Raw genomic sequence first — 17,225 nt, 5'->3', positions numbered from 1 at the left:
TCGGGGACGCTAGAATCCCGGCCTTGTAAACGTTTTCATAAGGACTGCCGGTGGCCTCCGATCGCATCGAAACCCTCATTGCCCAGATGACCGTCGAAGAAAAAGTCGGCCAGCTGGGCGTGTTCGCGGACATGGTCCGGCCGTTCGCGCCGGACGTGAATCCCGAAGCCAACGTCAGCAACGCCGACCAGGTGCTGCAGCAGGTGCGCGAAGGCAAGGTGGGCTCGCTGTTCAACGGCGTGGGCGTGGAAGGTGGTCGCCGCATCCAGCAGGTGGCGCTGGAAGAAAGCCGACTGGGCATTCCGGTGATCCTGGCGGCCGACGTCATCCACGGCATGCGTACCGTGTTCCCGATCCCACTGGGTGAAGCGGCCAGCTTCGAACCGGACCTGGCCGAGCGCACCGCGCGCGCCACTGCGGTGGAAGCCACCGCAGGCGGCCTGCACTGGACCTACGCACCGGCCGTGGACATCGCCCGCGACCAGCGCTGGGGGCGCGGTGCCGAAGGTGCCGGCGAAGACGTGGTGCTCGGCTGTGCGTTTGCCGCCGCCCGCGTGCGCGGTTTCCAGGGCGCGGACCTGCGCGCCGCCGACGCGCTGCTGGCCACCCCGAAGCATTTCGCCGCCTATGGCGCGGTGATGGCGGGCATGGAATACAACATGGTGGACATCTCGCCGCAGACCCTGCGCGACGTGCACCTGCCGCCGTTCAAGGCGGCCTTCGAAGCCGGCGCAATCACCGTGATGTCCTCGTTCAACGACATCAACGGCGTGCCGGCCAGCGCCAACGCCGAACTGCTCACCGACATCCTGCGCGGTGAGTGGCAGTTCCCGGGCGTGGTGATTTCCGATTACACCGCCGACATGGAGCTGGTGGCGCACGGCTACGCCGCCGACGACCGCGACGCCACCGCCAAGGCGTTCACCGCCGGGCTGGACCTGAGCATGCAGAGCGGCTTCTACGCCGTGCACCTGCCGGGCCTGATCGAAAGCGGCGAGGTGCCGATGGCCACGTTGGACGAATCCGTGCGTCGCATCCTCAACCTGAAGGAAGCGATCGGCCTGTTCGACAACCCGTACCGGTCGCTGGACCTGGACCGCGAAGCGGACACTTCGCACATCGCCGCGCACGACGAACTTTCGCGCGACGCCGCGCGCCGTTCGATCGTGCTGCTGAAGAACGAAGGCAACGTGCTGCCGCTGCGCAAGGACGGCCAGAAGATCGCGCTGATCGGCCCGTTCGTGCAGGACCGCGAAAACATCGAAGGCTGCTGGACGCTGTTCGGCGACAAGTCGCGCTACGTCAACCTGGAAGCCGGTGTACGCGCGGCGATCGGCGATGAGAGCCTGCTGGAAATCGTGCCCGGCTGCGAGCTGGAAGCGGCGATGCAGGATGGCATCGAGCAGGCGGTGGCTGCCGCACTGCGTGCCGATGTGGTGGTGCTGGCGCTGGGCGAGCCGCAGCGGTACAGCGGTGAAGCGCAGTCGCGCGTTGAAATCACGCTGCCGGCGGCGCAGCAGGCGTTGGCCGAAGCGGTGGCGATGACCGGCAAGCCGCTGGTTGTTCTGCTGCGCAATGGTCGCGCGCTGGCCCTGCAGGGCGCGGTGCGCAACGCGCAGGCCGTGGCCGTCACCTGGTACCTGGGCACCCAGACCGGACCGGCCGTGGCCGACGTGCTGTTCGGCGACTACAACCCGTCCGGCCGCCTGCCGGTGAGCTTCCCGCAGGTGTCGGGCCAGCAGCCGTTCTTCTACAACCACCCGCGCACCGGCCGCCCGGAGCTGCCGACCATGTCGGAGTTCAAGGCGCGCTGGCGCGAGATCCCGAACGCGCCGCTGTACCCGTTCGGCCATGGCCTGGGCTACACCACCTTCAGCTACGGCGTGCCGCAGTTGGGCAACGCCAAGCTGGGCTGGGACGATACGCTGGAGATCACCACCACCCTGACCAACACCGGTGCGGTGGCCGGCGAGGAAGTGGTGCAGCTGTACATCCATGACCGCGTGGCCAGCCGCGTGCGGCCGGTGCGTGAGCTGAAGGACTTCCGCAAGGTGGCGCTGCAGCCGGGCGAAAGCACCGAGGTGCGCTTCACCCTGGATCGCCACGCGCTGGGCTTCACCGGCCGCGACGGCGTGTTCCGCGCCGAACCGGGCCAGTTCGACCTGTGGGTGTGTGCCTCGTCCGCCAGCGGCGAACCGGTGGTGTTCGAACTGCTCGCAGGCTGAAGGCGGGATGGACATCCGACGTAGCGCCGGGCTCTGCCCGGCCGCCATGCCGGCCGCAGTCCGTAACCGTCATCCTCCTCGCACACGCCCCCAGCTACCCTGCGCGTTCGCACCATATGGAGCCGCGCATGCGCCTGATCCAGATCCTGCTACCCACGATGCTGCTGGCTGCCTGCAGCCAGCCGGCCCCGCCGGCAGACAAAACCGCTGCGCCGACGACTTCGCCGCCGGCTACCGCGCCTACCGCCGCCGAGGATGCGCCGCAGGCCGGGCTGTCGCCGGATGCGGTGGAGCCGAGTACGACGCCCACGCCCGATACTGCGCCGCCGGTAGCGGGCACCGATTCTGCCGCGACCCCCGCAGCACCTTCAGAGGGCGGTGCACGCGAGCGCATCGACAGCCTGCTCGGCAACGCCGATAAGTACGAGAGCGTGTTCAATGATCTGCAGCGCGGCATTGCGGCCGGCGACCGTGCCGCCGTGGCTGGGCTGATGCGCTACCCGGTGAGGGTCAGCATCGCCGGCAAGAGCCAGCAGGTAAAAGATGCCGCGTCCTTCCAGCGTGACTACGACAAGATCGTGACCCCGTCGCTGACCAAGCTGATCGGCGAACAGAAGTTCGACGAGCTGTTCGTCAACTGGCAGGGCGTGATGCTCGGCCAGGGCGAGGTGTGGATCAACGGCGTGTGCCCGGACAATGACTGCAAAAATGCAGATGTGAAGGTCAACAACATCGGCGAGTGACGAGGAAAGCGTTTCCTTCGTTGCAGGTCATGCGTTCCCGAACGTTGCACCGTTCACGGCGGTTGTTTGGGAACCAACCCTACCGGGCCACATGCCCGGCAGGGTTTGCGCGCGTAGAGCCGGGCTCTGCCCGGCTCCGTACGACCATCACCCCTTCGGGGTCAGCTTCAGCAGCTTCGCGTTGCTGCCATCTTCCAGCAGCCAGATCGCGCCATCCGGACCCTGTTCCACTTCGCGGATGCGTTCGCCCATCTTGAAGCGCTCCGCTTCGCGCGCGTTGTCGCCGTCGAACGCCACGCGCACCAGCGAGGTCGACGACAGGCCGCCGATGAAACCGCTGCCGGTCCACTGCGGGAACAGCTTGCCGCTGTAGATGATGAAGCCGGCCGGGGAGATCACCGGGGTCCAGGTCACCTTCGGTGCGGCGAATTCCGGGCGGGTGTCGTGGTCGGGAATGTCGCGGCCATCGTAGTGGTTGCCGTTGGACACGATCGGGTAGCCGTAGTTGGCGCCGCGCGTGATCAGGTTCAACTCGTCGCCGCCGGCCGGGCCCATTTCATGCACCCACAGCTTGCCGCGCGCGTCGAAGGCGATGCCCAGCGCGTTGCGGTGGCCCAGCGACCACACCTGCGCAGCCACGCCGCCCTTGGAGGCGAACGGGTTGTCGGCCGGCACGCTGCCGTCGTCGTTGAGGCGGATGATCTTGCCCAGGTTGCCGCTCATGTCCTGCGCCGGGTCGAACTTCTGCCGCTCGCTGGAAGTGATCCACAGCTTGCCGTCCGGGCCGAAGGCCAGGCGGTGGCCGTAATGGCCTTTGCCTTCCACCTTCGGGGTCTGGCGCCAGATCACCTTCAGGTCTTCAAGCTTGCCGCTGCCATCGGCGGCCAGCACCAGCTTCGCGCGTGCAACTGCCGCGCCACGGGTGTCGTTCTCGCCTTCTTCGGCGTAGCTCAGATAGACGAACTGGTTCTTGGCAAACTGCGGGTGCGGCAGGATATCGCCGAAGCCGCCCTGGCCACCGTAGGCCACCTTGGGCACGCCGGTGATCTCCGCGCTCTTCTTCGTCTGCACGTTGAAGTGCTTGAGCTTGCCTTCCTTCTCAGTCACCAGCAGGCTGCCATCGGGCAGGAAGCTCATAGCCCAAGGCTGGTCGAACCGGGCCACTTCGGTGGCGGTGAACGGCCACTGGGCCTTGTCCAGCTGGGGCGCGGCCGCGGCGCCGGCCTTGTTGTCGGCGGCAACGCAGGCGGTAGTGAACAGGGCGGGGGTGACGGCAAGGGCAACGCTGAGCAGCAGGCGGCGGGTCATGGGAAATCTCCAGGGTGGGGACGCGAATGGCCAACCCGTGTTGTACAGCATGGCCATCAACAAGGCGTGCACCATACGTCACCCCCAGTAGGCGGATGCTCGCCAATCGGCTACGGTAGCCGCGGCTGGCCGGGACCGGCTGGCGCGGCAATCGCACCCTCAAAACGGAGTTTGAAGCATGAAACCTCAGGTTCACAAACCGTCGCCCGCGTTCATCGCTGCCTCGTGGCTCGCCCTCCTGCTGGGCGCCTTGGCCTACATGGTCGGCCTGTTCAACGCGGAAATGGTCCTCAACGAGAAGGGCTACTACTTCACCCTGCTGCTGTTCGGCCTGTTCGCTGCGGTATCACTGCAGAAGAGTGTTCGCGACCGTCTGGAAGGCATCCAGGTCAGTGGTCTCTATTACGCGCTGGCGTGGTTTGCACTGCTGGCGGCGCTGTTGCTGCTGCTGGTGGGTCTGTGGAACGCCACCCTTCTGCTGAGCGAGAAGGGGTTCTACGGCATGGCGTTCGCGCTGGCCCTGTTTGGCGCGGTGGCGGTGCAGAAAAACACCCGCGACCTGATGGCCGCGGGTGCTCATGAACCGCCGGCCATGCCGCCCATTCCCTACGAGGAATGAGTGAACGTGGCGCGCGGTACTCAGGTACCGCGCGGCACGCCTTTGTCCAGGTGCGCCTGGTGCAGGGAGGTGGACTCGTCCCAGCCACGGCGGACCGCGTTGCGCGCCTGCGCCCAGGTCAGCTTGCTGGTGGCCTGTTCACGCGCCCACCGCGATTCCAGTTCGGCTTCTACCTGCTCGTAGGCTTCGATGACTTCATCGGCGCGGGTGCGGGTGTGGCGCGAGCTGTAGCCCAGGTAGTAGGCCGGCTCATAGTCTTCAAAGCGCTGGTCGCTGTCGTAGTACGGCTCGGCGCTGAAGCGTTCACGCCAGTAATCGGATACGGCTTCGCGCGGCACGCCATCTTCCGGCACCCGGCCGGGAATCTGGTAATCAGGGCTCATGTCTGGCTCCGGTGGGGTGAGGCGTTACCGTAGCCAGAAGGCGGTTAACGCCGTGGGCGCGTGGGGTGAATGGTGGGTCAAGGGCGTCGCGTCGCCGGGGCGTGACGCGGACACGCATGGCGTGTCTCTACGCGGGCCAGCACACCAGGTGTGCGTATCCCACGGAACCACGACCGCGTAGGGACACGCCATGCGTGTCCCGCGCGGTGCCACCGAAGCCAATCACCCCACGTTCTTGCGCGGCAACAGGTAGATCACCCCACCCACAGCAAACGCAATCAATGCCGCCGCGATGTTCTGCCAGCTCGCACTCGCAAACAGCGCCAGGCACAGCACCAGCGCCAGGATCGGAATCAGCGGGCCACCGGGCAGCTTCAACGCACCGGGACGATCGCGGAACCGCCGCGCCAGCACGATCACCGCCGCCGCCGTGCCGATGTAGGCGAACAACCGCGTGGTCATCGACAACAGCGCCAGCTGCACGAACGAGCCCGACAACGCCAGCACCAGCGCGATCAGCCCCTGGGTGATGATCGCCGCGGCCGGCGTGCGGAAGCGCGGGTGCACCTGCGCCAGCAGCTTCGGCCCATAGCCATCGCGGGCCAGCGCGAACAGGAAGCGCGGGCCCATCATCATCGTGTTGCTGTTGGTGCCCAGGATCGAGATCGTCGCACCCACGGTCAGGATCAGCGCCAGCGCCTCACCGCCGAACCCTGCCGCCGCATCCGCCAGCGGCGTGGCCGAATCGGCCAGGCCCGGCAGCGTGCCCTGCGCGATGAACTGCACCGCGCCGTAGATCACCGTCACCGTGATGATCATCGTGATCAGCGCGAACGGAATGTCCCGGCGCGGGTTGCGGTACTCGCCGGCCGCCGCCGGAATGTTCTCGAACCCGGCATAAGCGTACAGCAGCAACAGCGCCGCCTCGCCCATGCGCTGCAGGTCGTGCGGGTCCGGGCGGGTGCCGGAGAAGGCCAGGTCGGTGTCCACATAGAAGGCGCCGATCGCCACGAACAGCAGCAGCGGCAGCATCTTGCCGATCACCAGCACGATCCCGGTGCGTGCGGCCGAGCGCACCCCGGCCACGTTCACTGCAGTCAGGAAGCCGAGCGACGCCACGATGATCAGCACCCGGCCCAGGTCGTGCCCGGCCCACGGCCAGAACCGCGCCACCGCATCCGCCAATGCATTGCTCAATGCCGCCGCGGAACTGATCCGGGTCAGCCAGATCATCCAGCCGATCTCGAACCCGGCAAAGCGTCCGAACGCCTCACGCGCATACAGGTAGCTGCCACCGGGCTCATCGAAGTAGCTGGCGGCCTGCGCGTAGCACAGCACCAGCAGCGCAACGACGATGCCCGCCACCACCACGCCCCACAGGCTGAACGGCCCCAGCAGGAGCACGGTAGCCGCCGGCAGCAGGTAGATGCCGCTGCCGATCACATCGTTGATCGACAGCCCTACGATCTGCCAACGGCTGACCGCGCGTTCCAGTTGCGGTTCGGGTGCGGCGCTCATTCAGCGGCCCCGGCCAGCGCCGGCAGCTGCCAGTCGTGCTGCACGCGCTGGTACTGCGCGCGCGGCAGCAGCACGAACACCGGCTTCTGCGCCGGGTCCAGCCACTTCAGCAGCGCGGCCATGTGCTCGGGCTGCATCGCGGTGCAGCCGGCAGTGGCCTCGCCCGGCGTGCGCCACAGATGCGCGAAGATGCAGCTGCCCCGGCGCGGTTCCGCGCCCGGGTTGTGTTCGATCACGAAGCCCTGGCGGTACCGCACGTCGCCCTTGTTGTGCAGGTCCAATCGCATCGGTTCGGTGGAACCCTCCACCGCCTCGGCACCGACCACCTCGGCATCCACGATGCGGTTGTAGTACTTCGAATCCGGCACGTCCATGCAATAGCTGCTGTCCAGCATCGGCTGATAGGGCAGGGCGGTGGTGGCCTTGTCGGCATAGCCGAACGCAGTGCCGATGCTGAAGATGCCAGCCGGGCTGCGTCCATCGCCTTCCTGCTTCACCGGCTCGCCCGGCTGCTGCGGTCCGTCGCCATTCGCGGCCGGCACCAGGCCCACGCCCCAGGCGCTGCCGCTGCGGCCCACCGACACCGCGAACGCCTCGCCCTCCGCCTTCCAACCCGTGGCCGTGCGCGAGTACGCCTGCAACTGGCCCTGGGTGGCATCCCAGCCATCGGTGGTGACCACGATCATCTGCCGGTGATCCTGCAGCGGGGACACCGCCGGGGTCAGGGCGGCAACGGGCACGGCGCTGGCAACCAGCACGACGGCAACAGCGGAACGCAGCAACGACAGCATCGGGCAGACTCCGGCAATCAGGTGTCGATCAGGTGTTCGATCCGTTCCAGGTTCACCCCGAGCTGGCGGTGGCGGTCCGGGTTGGCGTGGCAGAGCAGCACGAACACGAAGTCCAGCAGCGACTGCAGGGCAGAACGGTACAACAGTTGCGCCACGTGCGGCGCCGGGTCGTGCGCGCACACCACCAGCGCACCGTCGGCGTGCGCGCGCAGCGGGTTGGCGCTGTGCCGGGTGATCGACACCACCTTGCCGCCCATGTCCTGGAACTGGCGCGAGAGCTGGAACAGCTGCGGCAGCTTGCCGAACTCGGAAAACACCAGCAGCACATCCCCCGGGCGCGCGGCCGACAGGTTGGCCATCATCAGGATCGGGTCGGCATGGTGAACGGTCAGCATGCCCAGCAGCGAAAGCCGCATGGCGAATTCGCGCGCATACAGCCCATCGTCGCCCAGCCCGTACACGAACAGCTTGGGCGCGGCATCGATCAGCTGCACGATTGCTTCCACGTCCGCCTGCGCGTTGGCCAGGCGGGTTTCCTCGTCGGCCGAGGTGCGGCTCAGCCGCAGGCGCTCGGCCAGCTGGTCGTAATCGTTGGCCGGTGCGGCGGCCGGCGCGCTGGCACCGGGTTCGCTGCCGGCGCGGGCGACGGCCTGGCCGATGGAATACTTCAGGTCCGGGTAGCCCTTGAAGCCGAGCTTCTGGCTGAACTTGACCACGCTGGACTGGCTGATCCCCAGCGCGCTGGCCAGCTGCTGCGAGGAGTAATCGCGCAGCAGGTGGGCGTTGTCGAGGATGAAGTCGGCAATGCGGCGTTCGATCGCCGACATGTGGTCACGCTCGGAGCGGATTTTCACCAGGGGCGGCATGCGCTCTTCACCATTTTGGGGGCTTCAACATCTCCAATCCTCGCACCTCGGTGATGCCCAATCCCGGCGCATCGCTGATGGTGATCTCGGACTCGTTGAAATGTACCCCGCCTGTGACCGGATTGAACTGCCCCAGCGACGGTCCGTCCAGGTCCACCTTGGTGATGACCTCGCTCTTGGCCACGGCCAGGTGCACCGCCGCGGCCACGCTGATGCTGGACTCGATCATGCAGCCGATCATGCACGGCACCCCGTATATGGCGGCGATATCGGCAATCCGGATCGCGTTGGAGAGGCCGCCGGTCTTCATCAGCTTGATGTTGATGATGTCCGCCGCGCGCTGCTGGATCAGGTCGAACACCTGGCCCGGGTTGAACACGCTCTCATCGGCCATCACCGGCGTGTTGACCCGGTCGGTCACGTACTTCAGCCCGCTGATGTCGGCCGCCTTCACCGGCTGCTCCAGCAGCTCCAGCACCACCCCGGCGTCTTCCAGGGTGCGCATGGCGTGCACCGCCTGCTTGGCGGTCCAGCCCTGGTTGGCGTCCAGGCGCAGGAGCGCCCGGCCCTGCACCGCCGCGTGGATCGCCTTGACCCGCTCGATATCCAGCCCGATGTCCTTGCCGACCTTGATCTTCAACGACTCGAAACCGCGGTCGATGGCCGACAGCGAATCGGCCACCATCTTGTCGATGTAGTCCACGCTGATGGTGATGTCGGTGGTGATCACCGGGTCGCCACCGCCCAGCATCTGGTACAGCGGTGCGCCGTGCAGCTGCGCCCACAGGTCGTACACCGCGATCTCCACCGCCGCCTTGGCGCTGGTGTTGCGCTCCATCGACGACTGGATCAGCGCGCAGATGCGGTTGAGGTTGGCCACCTCCTGGCCGATCAGGCGCGGCTTGATGAAGCGGTCGATGGCCTCGACGATGGAGCCGTGCGTATCGCCGGTGATCACCGCCGTGGCCGGGGCTTCGCCGTAGCCGGTGTGGCCGCTGTCGGTGCGGACCAGCACCACCACGTCTTCCACCGTGTCCACGGTGCGCAATGCGGTCTTGAACGGGGTTTTCAGCGGCACGCGCAGCATGCCAAGTTCAATGTCGGTGATTTTCATCAAGGAGTCTGGGGCCGGATGCGCTGGATGTTGGTGATGCGGTCGATGTAACTGACGGTGTCGCTGGCCATCATCGGCTGCAGCGGGGTCACCGATACCCCATTGAGATGCGCCTGCACGCGCGTGCCGCCCGGTCCGAACCAGCTGCCGCCGGAGGTGTCGTGGATCATCCACGTCTGCCCGTCCAGCTGGCCGATGGTGACCATCACGTGGCCGGGGATGTAGACCAGGTCGCCTACCTGCAGCTGCTGCACGGCGGCGTTGCGCCTGGCCTTGTCGTCCGTCGCGGTGAAGGCGATGCGGTCCAGCGCCGGGCTCACCGCCTGCGCGCTGGTATTGCGCGGCATCAACACGCCGAAGCTGCGGTAGATCTCCGAAACGAAGCCGCTGCAGTCGCGGGTGTCATATGAGTGGCCCCAGCCATAGCGCTCGCCCAGGAACTTGAAGGCCTGGGTGAGCAGGTTGCGCGGGGTCAGCGGCAGGTAGTCGGCGGCGGTGTCCTGCGAGCGTGGCAGCAGCGCCGGCACCAGTGACAGGGAGCCGTCGGCATTGCGCACCGGCAGCTGCACCACGTGCGCGGCATGCGCCTGCTGGCCGTTCACGGTCTGCGCCTGTGGCCAGTCGGCCAGCACCGGCAGGCGCACGCCCATGTCCAGCTGCAGCCGCGACACGCGCGGTTCTTCAGGGGTGAAAGCGGTGAACGCGGTCGCGCCGGTCACTACCCGATACGGGCCCTTCTGGCCGTAGCCGAGCACCGTCGCGGCATCGCCGATTCCCACGAAGCGCTTTTCGATCCACGCCGAATAGCGCTCGCTGGTGATGAACAGCCACTTCCCGTCGGCGCTTTCATGCAGCACCGCCACCGCGTCGCCCGGGAACAGCGCGGACTCCTGGAAGCGGTCGATATCGGTATCGCCCTGCGAGGTGAATACCCGCAGCGCGGTCGGGAACGCACGCAGGTCGGCGCGGTGGGTGACCAGTCCGTACTGCAGCGGGCGCGCGGCGGGAATTGCATCCAGTGCCAGGTTGGCCTCGGTGCTGCTGCGCGCCCCAGCCGCGATGGGCTGGCTGTCCACACCGAACAGCGCCTTTTCGGGCCAGCGCGACAGCTTCCGGATATCGGCCAGCACCTGCGCACGCGGCAGCGACGCCGGCAGCGCCCGCAGGTCGTGGATGGAGTCGTCTTCGGCCCGCATGCGCGCGTTCTGCGCGTCAATGCCAGCCCGGTCCAGGATCACCCGGTCCGCGTCGGGCAGCCGCGCGGCCCAGAACGCCGGGTCCAGGTAGGCCTCGCGCAGCCCGACCACGCCGCCGAAACCACTGGGGGTCGCAACCGGCGCCTCGGCCCATGCAGCGGTGCCGGGCAGGGCCAGCATCGCTGCCAGCACTACGCGCGCCGGCCACGCAAGCCGCGCAGGGCGGCGGGGGGAAGCCTGGATCATGGAGCGGTCATCCTCCTCGGAAGCGTCAGGAATATTTATTCCTTTTTTCAGCGAAAGCAAGAATAAATTATTGACCCCCTGTCAGGCCCGTGTTACACAGCGATTACCACCCGCACCTTGGGAAGTGTCGCTGTGGATCTGCCCGTTAGCAAACCGCGTTCTGCTTCGACCTTCGCCCGTCGCGCCGCCACGGCGTGCCTGCTGCTGGGCCTGGCCTCGGGGCAGGCGCCGGTGCTGGCCCAGGACGCGTTGATCGCGCAGATCGACCAGGGTCAGTTCGCTGCGGCGGAAGCCACCATCACCGAACGGCTGGCAGACCCCGCGCTCAGCGCCGAGCAGCGCGCCGCGTATGCCTTCCAGCGCGAACGCATGCGCCGCATGCGGCTGGACTTCAGCCTGGACGAAGCGCAGGCCAAGATGCAGCTGCGCAAGCAGATTCCCGACCTGCGCGACGACGAGTTCGCGCGCTGGGACGCGGCCGGCCTGATCGAGCACCTGGACATCGACGGCCAGCGGCGCTACTTCAAGCGCGCCCCGTCCAACCTGTTCCGGGTCAGCGCCGAAGCACGCGCGCGCCGCGCCCCGGACGTGCCGCTGCCCACCGAGGGCCCCTACGAAAGCCTCGCCCCGCATCACCATGAGGTGATCGCCGCTGCGAAGACCAGCGGTGCCACCAGCCTGGTGCCGCGTCGGGTGGAGGTCACCCAGTCGATCACGGTCAAGCCCGACGCCGTGCCCGCCGGTGTACTGCTGCAGGCGTGGATTCCATACCCGCGGGCCATCGCCGGCCAGCAGGAAGACATCACCTGGATCGCTCCGCAGCAGGGCGCGGTGATCGCTCCGGAATCGGCCCAGCAGCGCACCGTGCACCTGCAGCAGAAGGCGGTGGCCGGTAAGCCCACGCGCTTCGAGATCCGTTACGCAGTCACCGTGTACGCGCGCCACATCGCCATCGACCCGGCCAAGGTGCTGCCGACCCCGAACGATCCGGCACTGCAGCCCTACCTGGCCGAGCAACCGCCGCACGTGGTGTTCACCCCGGCCCTGCGCGCGTTCTCGCAGCGCGTGGTCGGCACTGAAACCCATCCCTACGCCATCGCGCAGAAGCTGTTCGACGCCGTCGACCAGATTCCCTGGGCCGGCGCGCGCGAATACTCCACCATCTCCAACATCAGCGACTACGCCCTGCACGCCGGCCATGCCGACTGCGGCCAGCAGACCCTGCTGTTGATCGCCCTGCTGCGCCTGAACGGCATTCCGGCGCGCTGGCAGTCGGGCATGGTCTATTCGGATGACGCGGTGGGCTACAACAACCTGCACGACTGGGGCGCGCTGTACCTGGCTCCGTACGGCTGGGTGCCGATGGACGTCACCACCGGCCGCCTGCAGAGCAATGAACCGGCCCTGCGCGACTTCTACTTCGGTGGGCTCGACGCCTACCGCATCGCCTTCAACGACGACTTCCAGCAACCGTTCCAACCGGCCAAACGGCATCCGCGCTCGGACACCGTCGACTCGCAACGCGGCGAAGTCGAATGGTCCGGCGGCAACCTGTACTTCGATCAATGGAATTACGACTTCCAGTCGCACGTCGTGCCGGCGAAGTCCACGCACTAATCAGCACCATCACCATTTCACCCTTGAAGGAGAGAGCAGGGAATGAAAGCGAACGGTTTGAAGCGGGCGGCGCTGTGCGTCGCGTTGGGAGCGTGCCTGGGCAGCCTGTTGCCCACCGTGGCATTCGCGCAGGCGGTCAGTGGTGCCGTGGCCGGTCGTGCCAGCGCCGGCGACCAGATCACCGTGGTCAGCACCAGTACCGGGCAGACCCGCACGGTCACCGCCAGCGCCGACGGCACCTATCGCCTCGGCCAGCTGCCGGTGGGCAACTACCAGCTGCAGCTCAGCCGCGACGGCCAGAACCTGGGTGATCCGGTCGCCGTGAGCGTGGCCATCGGCGGCACCACCACGGTCAACCTCGGCAGTGGCGGCGGCGTGGTCAACCTGGACGCGCTGCAGGTGGTCGGTACGCGCGTGGTCAACCGGGTGGACGTGTCCACCACCGAAACCTCGTTCAACGTCAACCGCCAGGAGCTGGAACGCCTGCCGGTGGCGCAGGACCTTTCCGCAGTGGCGCTGCTCGCCCCCGGCGTGGTCGGCGGCAACTCCACCTTCGGCGGCCTGTCGTTCGCCGGTTCCTCGGTGGCCGAGAACGCGGTGTTCATCAACGGTCTCAACGTCACCGACATGTACACCCGGCGTGGCTTCTCCAGCGCACCGTTCGCGTTCTTCAACGAGTTCCAGGTCAAGACCGGCGGCTACTCCGTTGAGTTCGGCCGTTCCACCGGCGGCGTGATCAACGCCGTGACCCGCTCGGGCAGCAACGAGCTCAAGGGCGGCATCGAGATCACCGCCGAACCGAGCGCGTGGCGCTCCAGCGGGCGCGACCACTTCCATCGCGACGGCACCCCGCATTCCTACGCCAGCCGTGACGACAGCTCGTTCTTCAAGACCAACGTGTGGGGCTCCGGCGCGCTCGTACAGGACCGCCTGTTCCTGTTCGCGATGTACGAAGATCGCAACGACAGCGGCCACAACACCTCCAACGACGCCCTGACCTGGTTCAAGAACGAAGCCGACAACGGCTTCTGGGGCGCCAAGCTCGACTGGAACATCACCGACAACCACAGCATCTCGCTGCTGGGCTTCTCCGACGAAGGCGACGTCACGAACGGCTCCTACAACTACGACTGGGACGCGAACGAGATCGGCCAGTGGGGCGGCGATTCGGTCACCGAGACCGGCGGCCGCAACTACTCGGCCACCTATACCGGCCACTTCGGTGAAACCTTCACCGCGCGTGCCATGGTCGGCCAGAACAACCAGCGGGCCTTCACCAATTCCTCGCTGGACGAAGCCTGCAGCCCGGTATTCACCGACGCCAGCTACGCCTCGCGCCTGTACAAGCTCAACGGCCTGCGCCCGGGTTGCCACCCGACCGGCGCCGCCGTGGCCGAGCGCGACGACACCCGCGACGTGGCGCGCCTGGACTTCGAATGGCAGCTCGGCCGCCACCTGCTGCGCTTCGGCGTGGACCGCGAGCTGATGACCACCGAGCAGTCCACCCGCTATCCGGGTCCGACCCAGCTCAGCTACACCGCCTACGTGGCCCGCCCGGGCGATGAAGTGTGGGACGGCGCCAACGCGTTCGTACCGCCGGGCGTCACCGAGATGCTGCGCGGTCGCAACCGCGTGTCCGGCGGTACCTTTGAAACCGAAGCCAACGCCTTCTACCTCGAAGACATCTGGAACATCACCCCCAACCTCATGCTCAACCTGGGCGTGCGCTGGGACCGCTTCGAGAACCGCACCGCCGACGGCGACGCCTTCATCAAGATGGACGACCTCATCGCGCCGCGCGTGGGCTTCTCCTGGGACGTGAAGGGCGACGCCACCACCAAGCTGTTCGGTAACGCCGGCCGCTATTACCTGCCGGTCACCAACAACATCAACGTCAACTTCGCCGGCGGCCTCACCGACGAGTACTCCTACTTCGTGCTCGACGGCTGGCAGCAGCAGGCCAACCCGGTCACCGGCGCGCCGTACGCGGCGCCGATCATCGGCCAGCAGATCGGCCCGGTCGACACCCGCATGAACACCGGTGCGGCCGACCTTCGCCAGAGCGTGGACCGCGACCTCAAGGCGGTCTACCAGGACGAGTACATCCTCGGCTTCCAGAGCATGATCAACCAGGCCTGGTCGTGGGGCGTCAACGCCACCTACCGCACCATGGACCGCGCGCTGGACGACATGCGCCTGAACTACACCCCGTGCGGCCCGACCGGCACCACCCTGTGGCCGATCGCCAACCCGGGTGAGAACCTGACCATCTGGGGCGACTCCAGCATCGGCTGCGCAACCGAAGGCTGGATCACCATCGACACCGCCAACAGCGGTTACCGCAAGGGCGGCAGCGGCGAAGTGGTCGGCTATTCCAAGCCCAAGCGCACCTACAAGGCGCTGGAATTCCAGATCGACCGTGGCTGGGACGAGAAGTGGCTGTTCAACGCCTCCTACCTGTGGTCGCGCAGCGACGGCAACTTCGAAGGGCCGGTCAACTCCGATACCGGCTATGGCGACACCGGCATGGTCCAGCACTGGGACCACCCGTCCAACAACGAACGCTATGGCGTGCTGTTCAATGACTTCCGCCACCAGTTCAAGTTCCGCGCGGCGTACGCGTTGAATGAAACCTGGTCGTTCGGCACCACCCTGCAGGTGTTGTCCGGCGGCCCGATCACCGCTTTCGGCGTGATGTGGCCGGGCGACACCGTGGCCGGCGGCAGCACCTCCAACGAAAGCGGCGGCGGTGGCACCGGCTGGCTGTGCGTGGCCAACTGTTCCGGCCCGTACAACCAGCGCCAGTTCGAATACACCCCGCGCGGCGCGTACGGTCGCCTGCCGTGGACCTGGACCATGGGCGCCAACGTCACCTGGCGCCTGCCGGTGGAAGGCATCGACCTGAGCGTGCGGCTCTCGGTGTTCAACCTGTTCAACAACCAGACCGTCATCAACGTCCACCAGCGCTACGAAGCCCAGCCGGGCCAGTACCGCGAGAACACCTTCAACACCGGGACCCGCTGGCAGGCCCCGCGCTACACCCAGCTGATGGCGACCTGGAACTTCTGATCGCCGCAGCACCGCCGGGCCGCAGGACACGCTGCGGCCCGGCATCTTCTCCGCTCTGGAATCACCGGACATGCCCGCGCTCCGCCCCCTGTTGCTGACCGTTGCACTGGTCGCGTCACTGCCCGCAGCGGCGGCCGGGTCGCCTGCGTTTGCGCCCATGCTCGACAGCACCGTCGAGCAATACCGCCTGCCCGGCATCGCCATGGCCGTGGTGGAGAACGGCGAGGTGGTGTTCACCGGCACGCGCGGCAAACGTGGCGAGGCCATCGACGCCGACACGCGATTCCGTATCGCCTCCAACAGCAAGGCAATGACTGCCGCCGCGCTGGCACGGCTGGTCGACCGTGGCCGGCTGGCCTGGGACGACCCGGTCATCAAACACCTGCCGCAGTTCCGCATGTTCGACCCGTGGGTCACCGAACACATGCAGGTGCGCGACCTGCTCATCCACAACAGCGGCCTGGGCCTGGGCGCAGGCGACCTGATGCTGTGGCCCGAGCCCAACCAGTACACTCGTGCCGACATCATCGCCGGGCTCGCACACCTCAAGCCGGTCACCAGCTTCCGCAGCGGCTACGCCTACGACAACCTGATGTACGTGGTGGCCGGCGAAGTAGCCGCTGCGGCAGGTGGCAAGCCGATCGACCAGCTGCTGCATGACGAAGTGTTCGCACCGCTGGGCATGGCCGGGTGCCAGGCGCCCGCCGAACTGACCTCGCTGGCTGCCGGTGGCATCCGCTGCAGCCTGCGCGATATGACCCGCTGGCTGCAGGTGCTGCTCGATCCAAAGCTGGTACCCGGCTGGCTCAGCGACACCCAGCGCCGCGCGCTGTGGACCGCGCACATGCCGATGCCGCTGGGCGAACGCCAGCGCACCTGGGACAACGCGCATTTCTCCGCCTATGGCTACGGCTGGCGTTTGTCTGACCTGGATGGGCAGTGGAAGGTCGCGCATACCGGCACGCTGTCGGGCAGCTATTCCTCGCTGGCGTTGTTGCCGGACAGGAAGGTGGGCGTGGTGATCCTGATCGACGGCGAAGGGGAAGATGCACGCACGGTGCTGATGCAGGCGGCGTTGAAGCAGTACACCGCGCCGGAGCAGAAGCAGACGGTGGCGGGGTATGCCGCGCAATTGAGGGCCGAGCAGGCCAACCGCCGCAACGCAGGCCATGTACGTCCAAACACGGATGGGCGTTCCCCGGTACCGACATCGGCACCGACATCGTCGCCACCCACCGGCCTCTACCGCGACCCCTGGCTCGGCCAGGCCCGCCTCTGCCCGGAAAACGGCCGCCTGCGCTTCACCGTCGACAAATCGCCCACCCTGCGCGGCACCGTCATGCAGCTCGACACCCGCTGGCTGGTGCAGTGGGATACGCTCGGGGCGGACGCCGAACCCTGGCTGCAGGTGGAGCCGGGCAGCCCGCCCGCGCTCATCCTGCGCGCGATCGATCCGGACATCGACTTCAGCTATGACTTCCAGGACCTGCATTTCACCCGTACCGGCGACTGCCCTTAGCCTCCTGCTGG

Annotated in this window: 13 protein-coding genes; 6 read left to right on the top strand and 7 right to left on the bottom strand. The window is 67.1% G+C overall.

Going from position 1 to position 17,225, the window contains the following annotated elements:
* Window positions 1-50 precede the first annotated feature (50 nt).
* Window positions 51-2,225 carry a glycoside hydrolase family 3 N-terminal domain-containing protein gene (locus HGB51_RS17690; protein ID WP_070208627.1) on the top strand — a complete coding sequence of 725 codons (2,175 nt, stop codon included), beginning with the start codon at window positions 51-53 and terminating at the stop codon, window positions 2,223-2,225.
* Between the two features lie 128 nt (window positions 2,226-2,353).
* Window positions 2,354-2,968 (top strand): hypothetical protein, encoded by a 615-nt coding sequence (locus HGB51_RS17685; protein ID WP_070208639.1) that lies wholly within the window; start codon window positions 2,354-2,356, stop codon window positions 2,966-2,968.
* A gap of 147 nt (window positions 2,969-3,115) precedes the next feature.
* Here HGB51_RS17685 and HGB51_RS17680 read toward each other — a convergent pair whose 3' ends face one another.
* Complete coding sequence (locus HGB51_RS17680) at window positions 3,116-4,276, bottom strand: PQQ-dependent sugar dehydrogenase (protein ID WP_070208628.1); 1,161 nt, start codon at window positions 4,274-4,276, stop codon at window positions 3,116-3,118.
* A 178-nt stretch (window positions 4,277-4,454) separates the two neighbouring features.
* Between HGB51_RS17680 and yiaA the strand changes: the two genes are divergently transcribed.
* Window positions 4,455-4,895 (top strand): inner membrane protein YiaA, encoded by a 441-nt coding sequence (gene yiaA / locus HGB51_RS17675; protein WP_070208629.1) that lies wholly within the window; start codon window positions 4,455-4,457, stop codon window positions 4,893-4,895.
* A 20-nt stretch (window positions 4,896-4,915) separates the two neighbouring features.
* On the opposite strand, the gene HGB51_RS17670 is transcribed toward yiaA, so the two are convergent.
* The 6 genes from HGB51_RS17670 to HGB51_RS17645 all read right to left on the bottom strand — a co-directional run bounded on the left by HGB51_RS17670 (window position 4,916) and on the right by HGB51_RS17645 (window position 11,009).
* Window positions 4,916-5,278 carry a hypothetical protein gene (locus HGB51_RS17670; RefSeq protein ID WP_070208630.1) on the bottom strand — a complete coding sequence of 121 codons (363 nt, stop codon included), beginning with the start codon at window positions 5,276-5,278 and terminating at the stop codon, window positions 4,916-4,918.
* A gap of 222 nt (window positions 5,279-5,500) precedes the next feature.
* Entirely contained in the window at window positions 5,501-6,796 is a 1,296-nt protein-coding gene (locus HGB51_RS17665) for an APC family permease (RefSeq protein ID WP_070208631.1), read from the bottom strand.
* On the bottom strand, window positions 6,793-7,587 hold the full coding sequence (locus HGB51_RS17660) for a L,D-transpeptidase family protein (protein WP_070208632.1): 795 nt from the start codon (window positions 7,585-7,587) through the stop codon (window positions 6,793-6,795). Before HGB51_RS17660 ends, HGB51_RS17665 begins: the two co-directional genes overlap by 4 nt.
* A 17-nt stretch (window positions 7,588-7,604) precedes the next feature.
* Window positions 7,605-8,453: a MurR/RpiR family transcriptional regulator gene (locus HGB51_RS17655; protein WP_070208633.1), complete on the bottom strand. Its 849-nt coding sequence runs from the start codon at window positions 8,451-8,453 to the stop codon at window positions 7,605-7,607.
* A gap of 7 nt (window positions 8,454-8,460) precedes the next feature.
* Window positions 8,461-9,567, bottom strand: a complete 1,107-nt coding sequence (locus tag HGB51_RS17650) for a dipeptide epimerase (RefSeq protein WP_070208634.1) — start codon at window positions 9,565-9,567, stop codon at window positions 8,461-8,463.
* Entirely contained in the window at window positions 9,567-11,009 is a 1,443-nt protein-coding gene (locus HGB51_RS17645; protein WP_070208635.1) for a C40 family peptidase, read from the bottom strand. The genes HGB51_RS17650 and HGB51_RS17645 overlap by 1 nt, the downstream gene beginning before the upstream one ends.
* A gap of 132 nt (window positions 11,010-11,141) precedes the next feature.
* On the opposite strand from HGB51_RS17645, the gene HGB51_RS17640 reads away from it, so the two are divergent.
* From HGB51_RS17640 to HGB51_RS17630, 3 genes are all read left to right on the top strand, one after another.
* Window positions 11,142-12,626: a transglutaminase-like domain-containing protein gene (locus HGB51_RS17640; RefSeq protein ID WP_084739053.1), complete on the top strand. Its 1,485-nt coding sequence runs from the start codon at window positions 11,142-11,144 to the stop codon at window positions 12,624-12,626.
* 42 nt (window positions 12,627-12,668) lie between these two features.
* Entirely contained in the window at window positions 12,669-15,695 is a 3,027-nt protein-coding gene (locus HGB51_RS17635) for a TonB-dependent receptor (protein ID WP_171966912.1), read from the top strand.
* 70 nt (window positions 15,696-15,765) lie between these two features.
* The gene (locus tag HGB51_RS17630; RefSeq protein WP_070209300.1) at window positions 15,766-17,214 is read left to right on the top strand and encodes a serine hydrolase; all 1,449 of its coding nucleotides are present in this window, start codon (window positions 15,766-15,768) and stop codon (window positions 17,212-17,214) included.
* Window positions 17,215-17,225: the final 11 nt, after the last annotated feature.

It is taken from the genome of Stenotrophomonas bentonitica, from assembly GCF_013185915.1.
Classification (GTDB): domain Bacteria; phylum Pseudomonadota; class Gammaproteobacteria; order Xanthomonadales; family Xanthomonadaceae; genus Stenotrophomonas; species Stenotrophomonas bentonitica.
Note: the sequence above shows the minus strand (reverse complement) of the source record. Positions and strands in the feature narration are given on the sequence as shown.

What these genes read in the sequence shown, in the direction of transcription:
- HGB51_RS17685 (WP_070208639.1), top strand. Translation starts at nt 2,354, where the DNA reads ATGCGCCTGATCCAGATCCTGCTACCCACGATGCTGCTGGCTGCCTGC.
- HGB51_RS17680 (WP_070208628.1), bottom strand. Translation starts at nt 4,276, where the DNA reads ATGACCCGCCGCCTGCTGCTCAGCGTTGCCCTTGCCGTCACCCCCGCC.
- yiaA (WP_070208629.1), top strand. Translation starts at nt 4,455, where the DNA reads ATGAAACCTCAGGTTCACAAACCGTCGCCCGCGTTCATCGCTGCCTCG.
- HGB51_RS17670 (WP_070208630.1), bottom strand. Translation starts at nt 5,278, where the DNA reads ATGAGCCCTGATTACCAGATTCCCGGCCGGGTGCCGGAAGATGGCGTG.
- HGB51_RS17665 (WP_070208631.1), bottom strand. Translation starts at nt 6,796, where the DNA reads ATGAGCGCCGCACCCGAACCGCAACTGGAACGCGCGGTCAGCCGTTGG.
- HGB51_RS17660 (WP_070208632.1), bottom strand. Translation starts at nt 7,587, where the DNA reads ATGCTGTCGTTGCTGCGTTCCGCTGTTGCCGTCGTGCTGGTTGCCAGC.
- HGB51_RS17655 (WP_070208633.1), bottom strand. Translation starts at nt 8,453, where the DNA reads ATGCCGCCCCTGGTGAAAATCCGCTCCGAGCGTGACCACATGTCGGCG.
- HGB51_RS17650 (WP_070208634.1), bottom strand. Translation starts at nt 9,567, where the DNA reads ATGAAAATCACCGACATTGAACTTGGCATGCTGCGCGTGCCGCTGAAA.
- HGB51_RS17645 (WP_070208635.1), bottom strand. Translation starts at nt 11,009, where the DNA reads ATGATCCAGGCTTCCCCCCGCCGCCCTGCGCGGCTTGCGTGGCCGGCG.
- HGB51_RS17635 (WP_171966912.1), top strand. Translation starts at nt 12,669, where the DNA reads ATGAAAGCGAACGGTTTGAAGCGGGCGGCGCTGTGCGTCGCGTTGGGA.
- HGB51_RS17630 (WP_070209300.1), top strand. Translation starts at nt 15,766, where the DNA reads ATGCCCGCGCTCCGCCCCCTGTTGCTGACCGTTGCACTGGTCGCGTCA.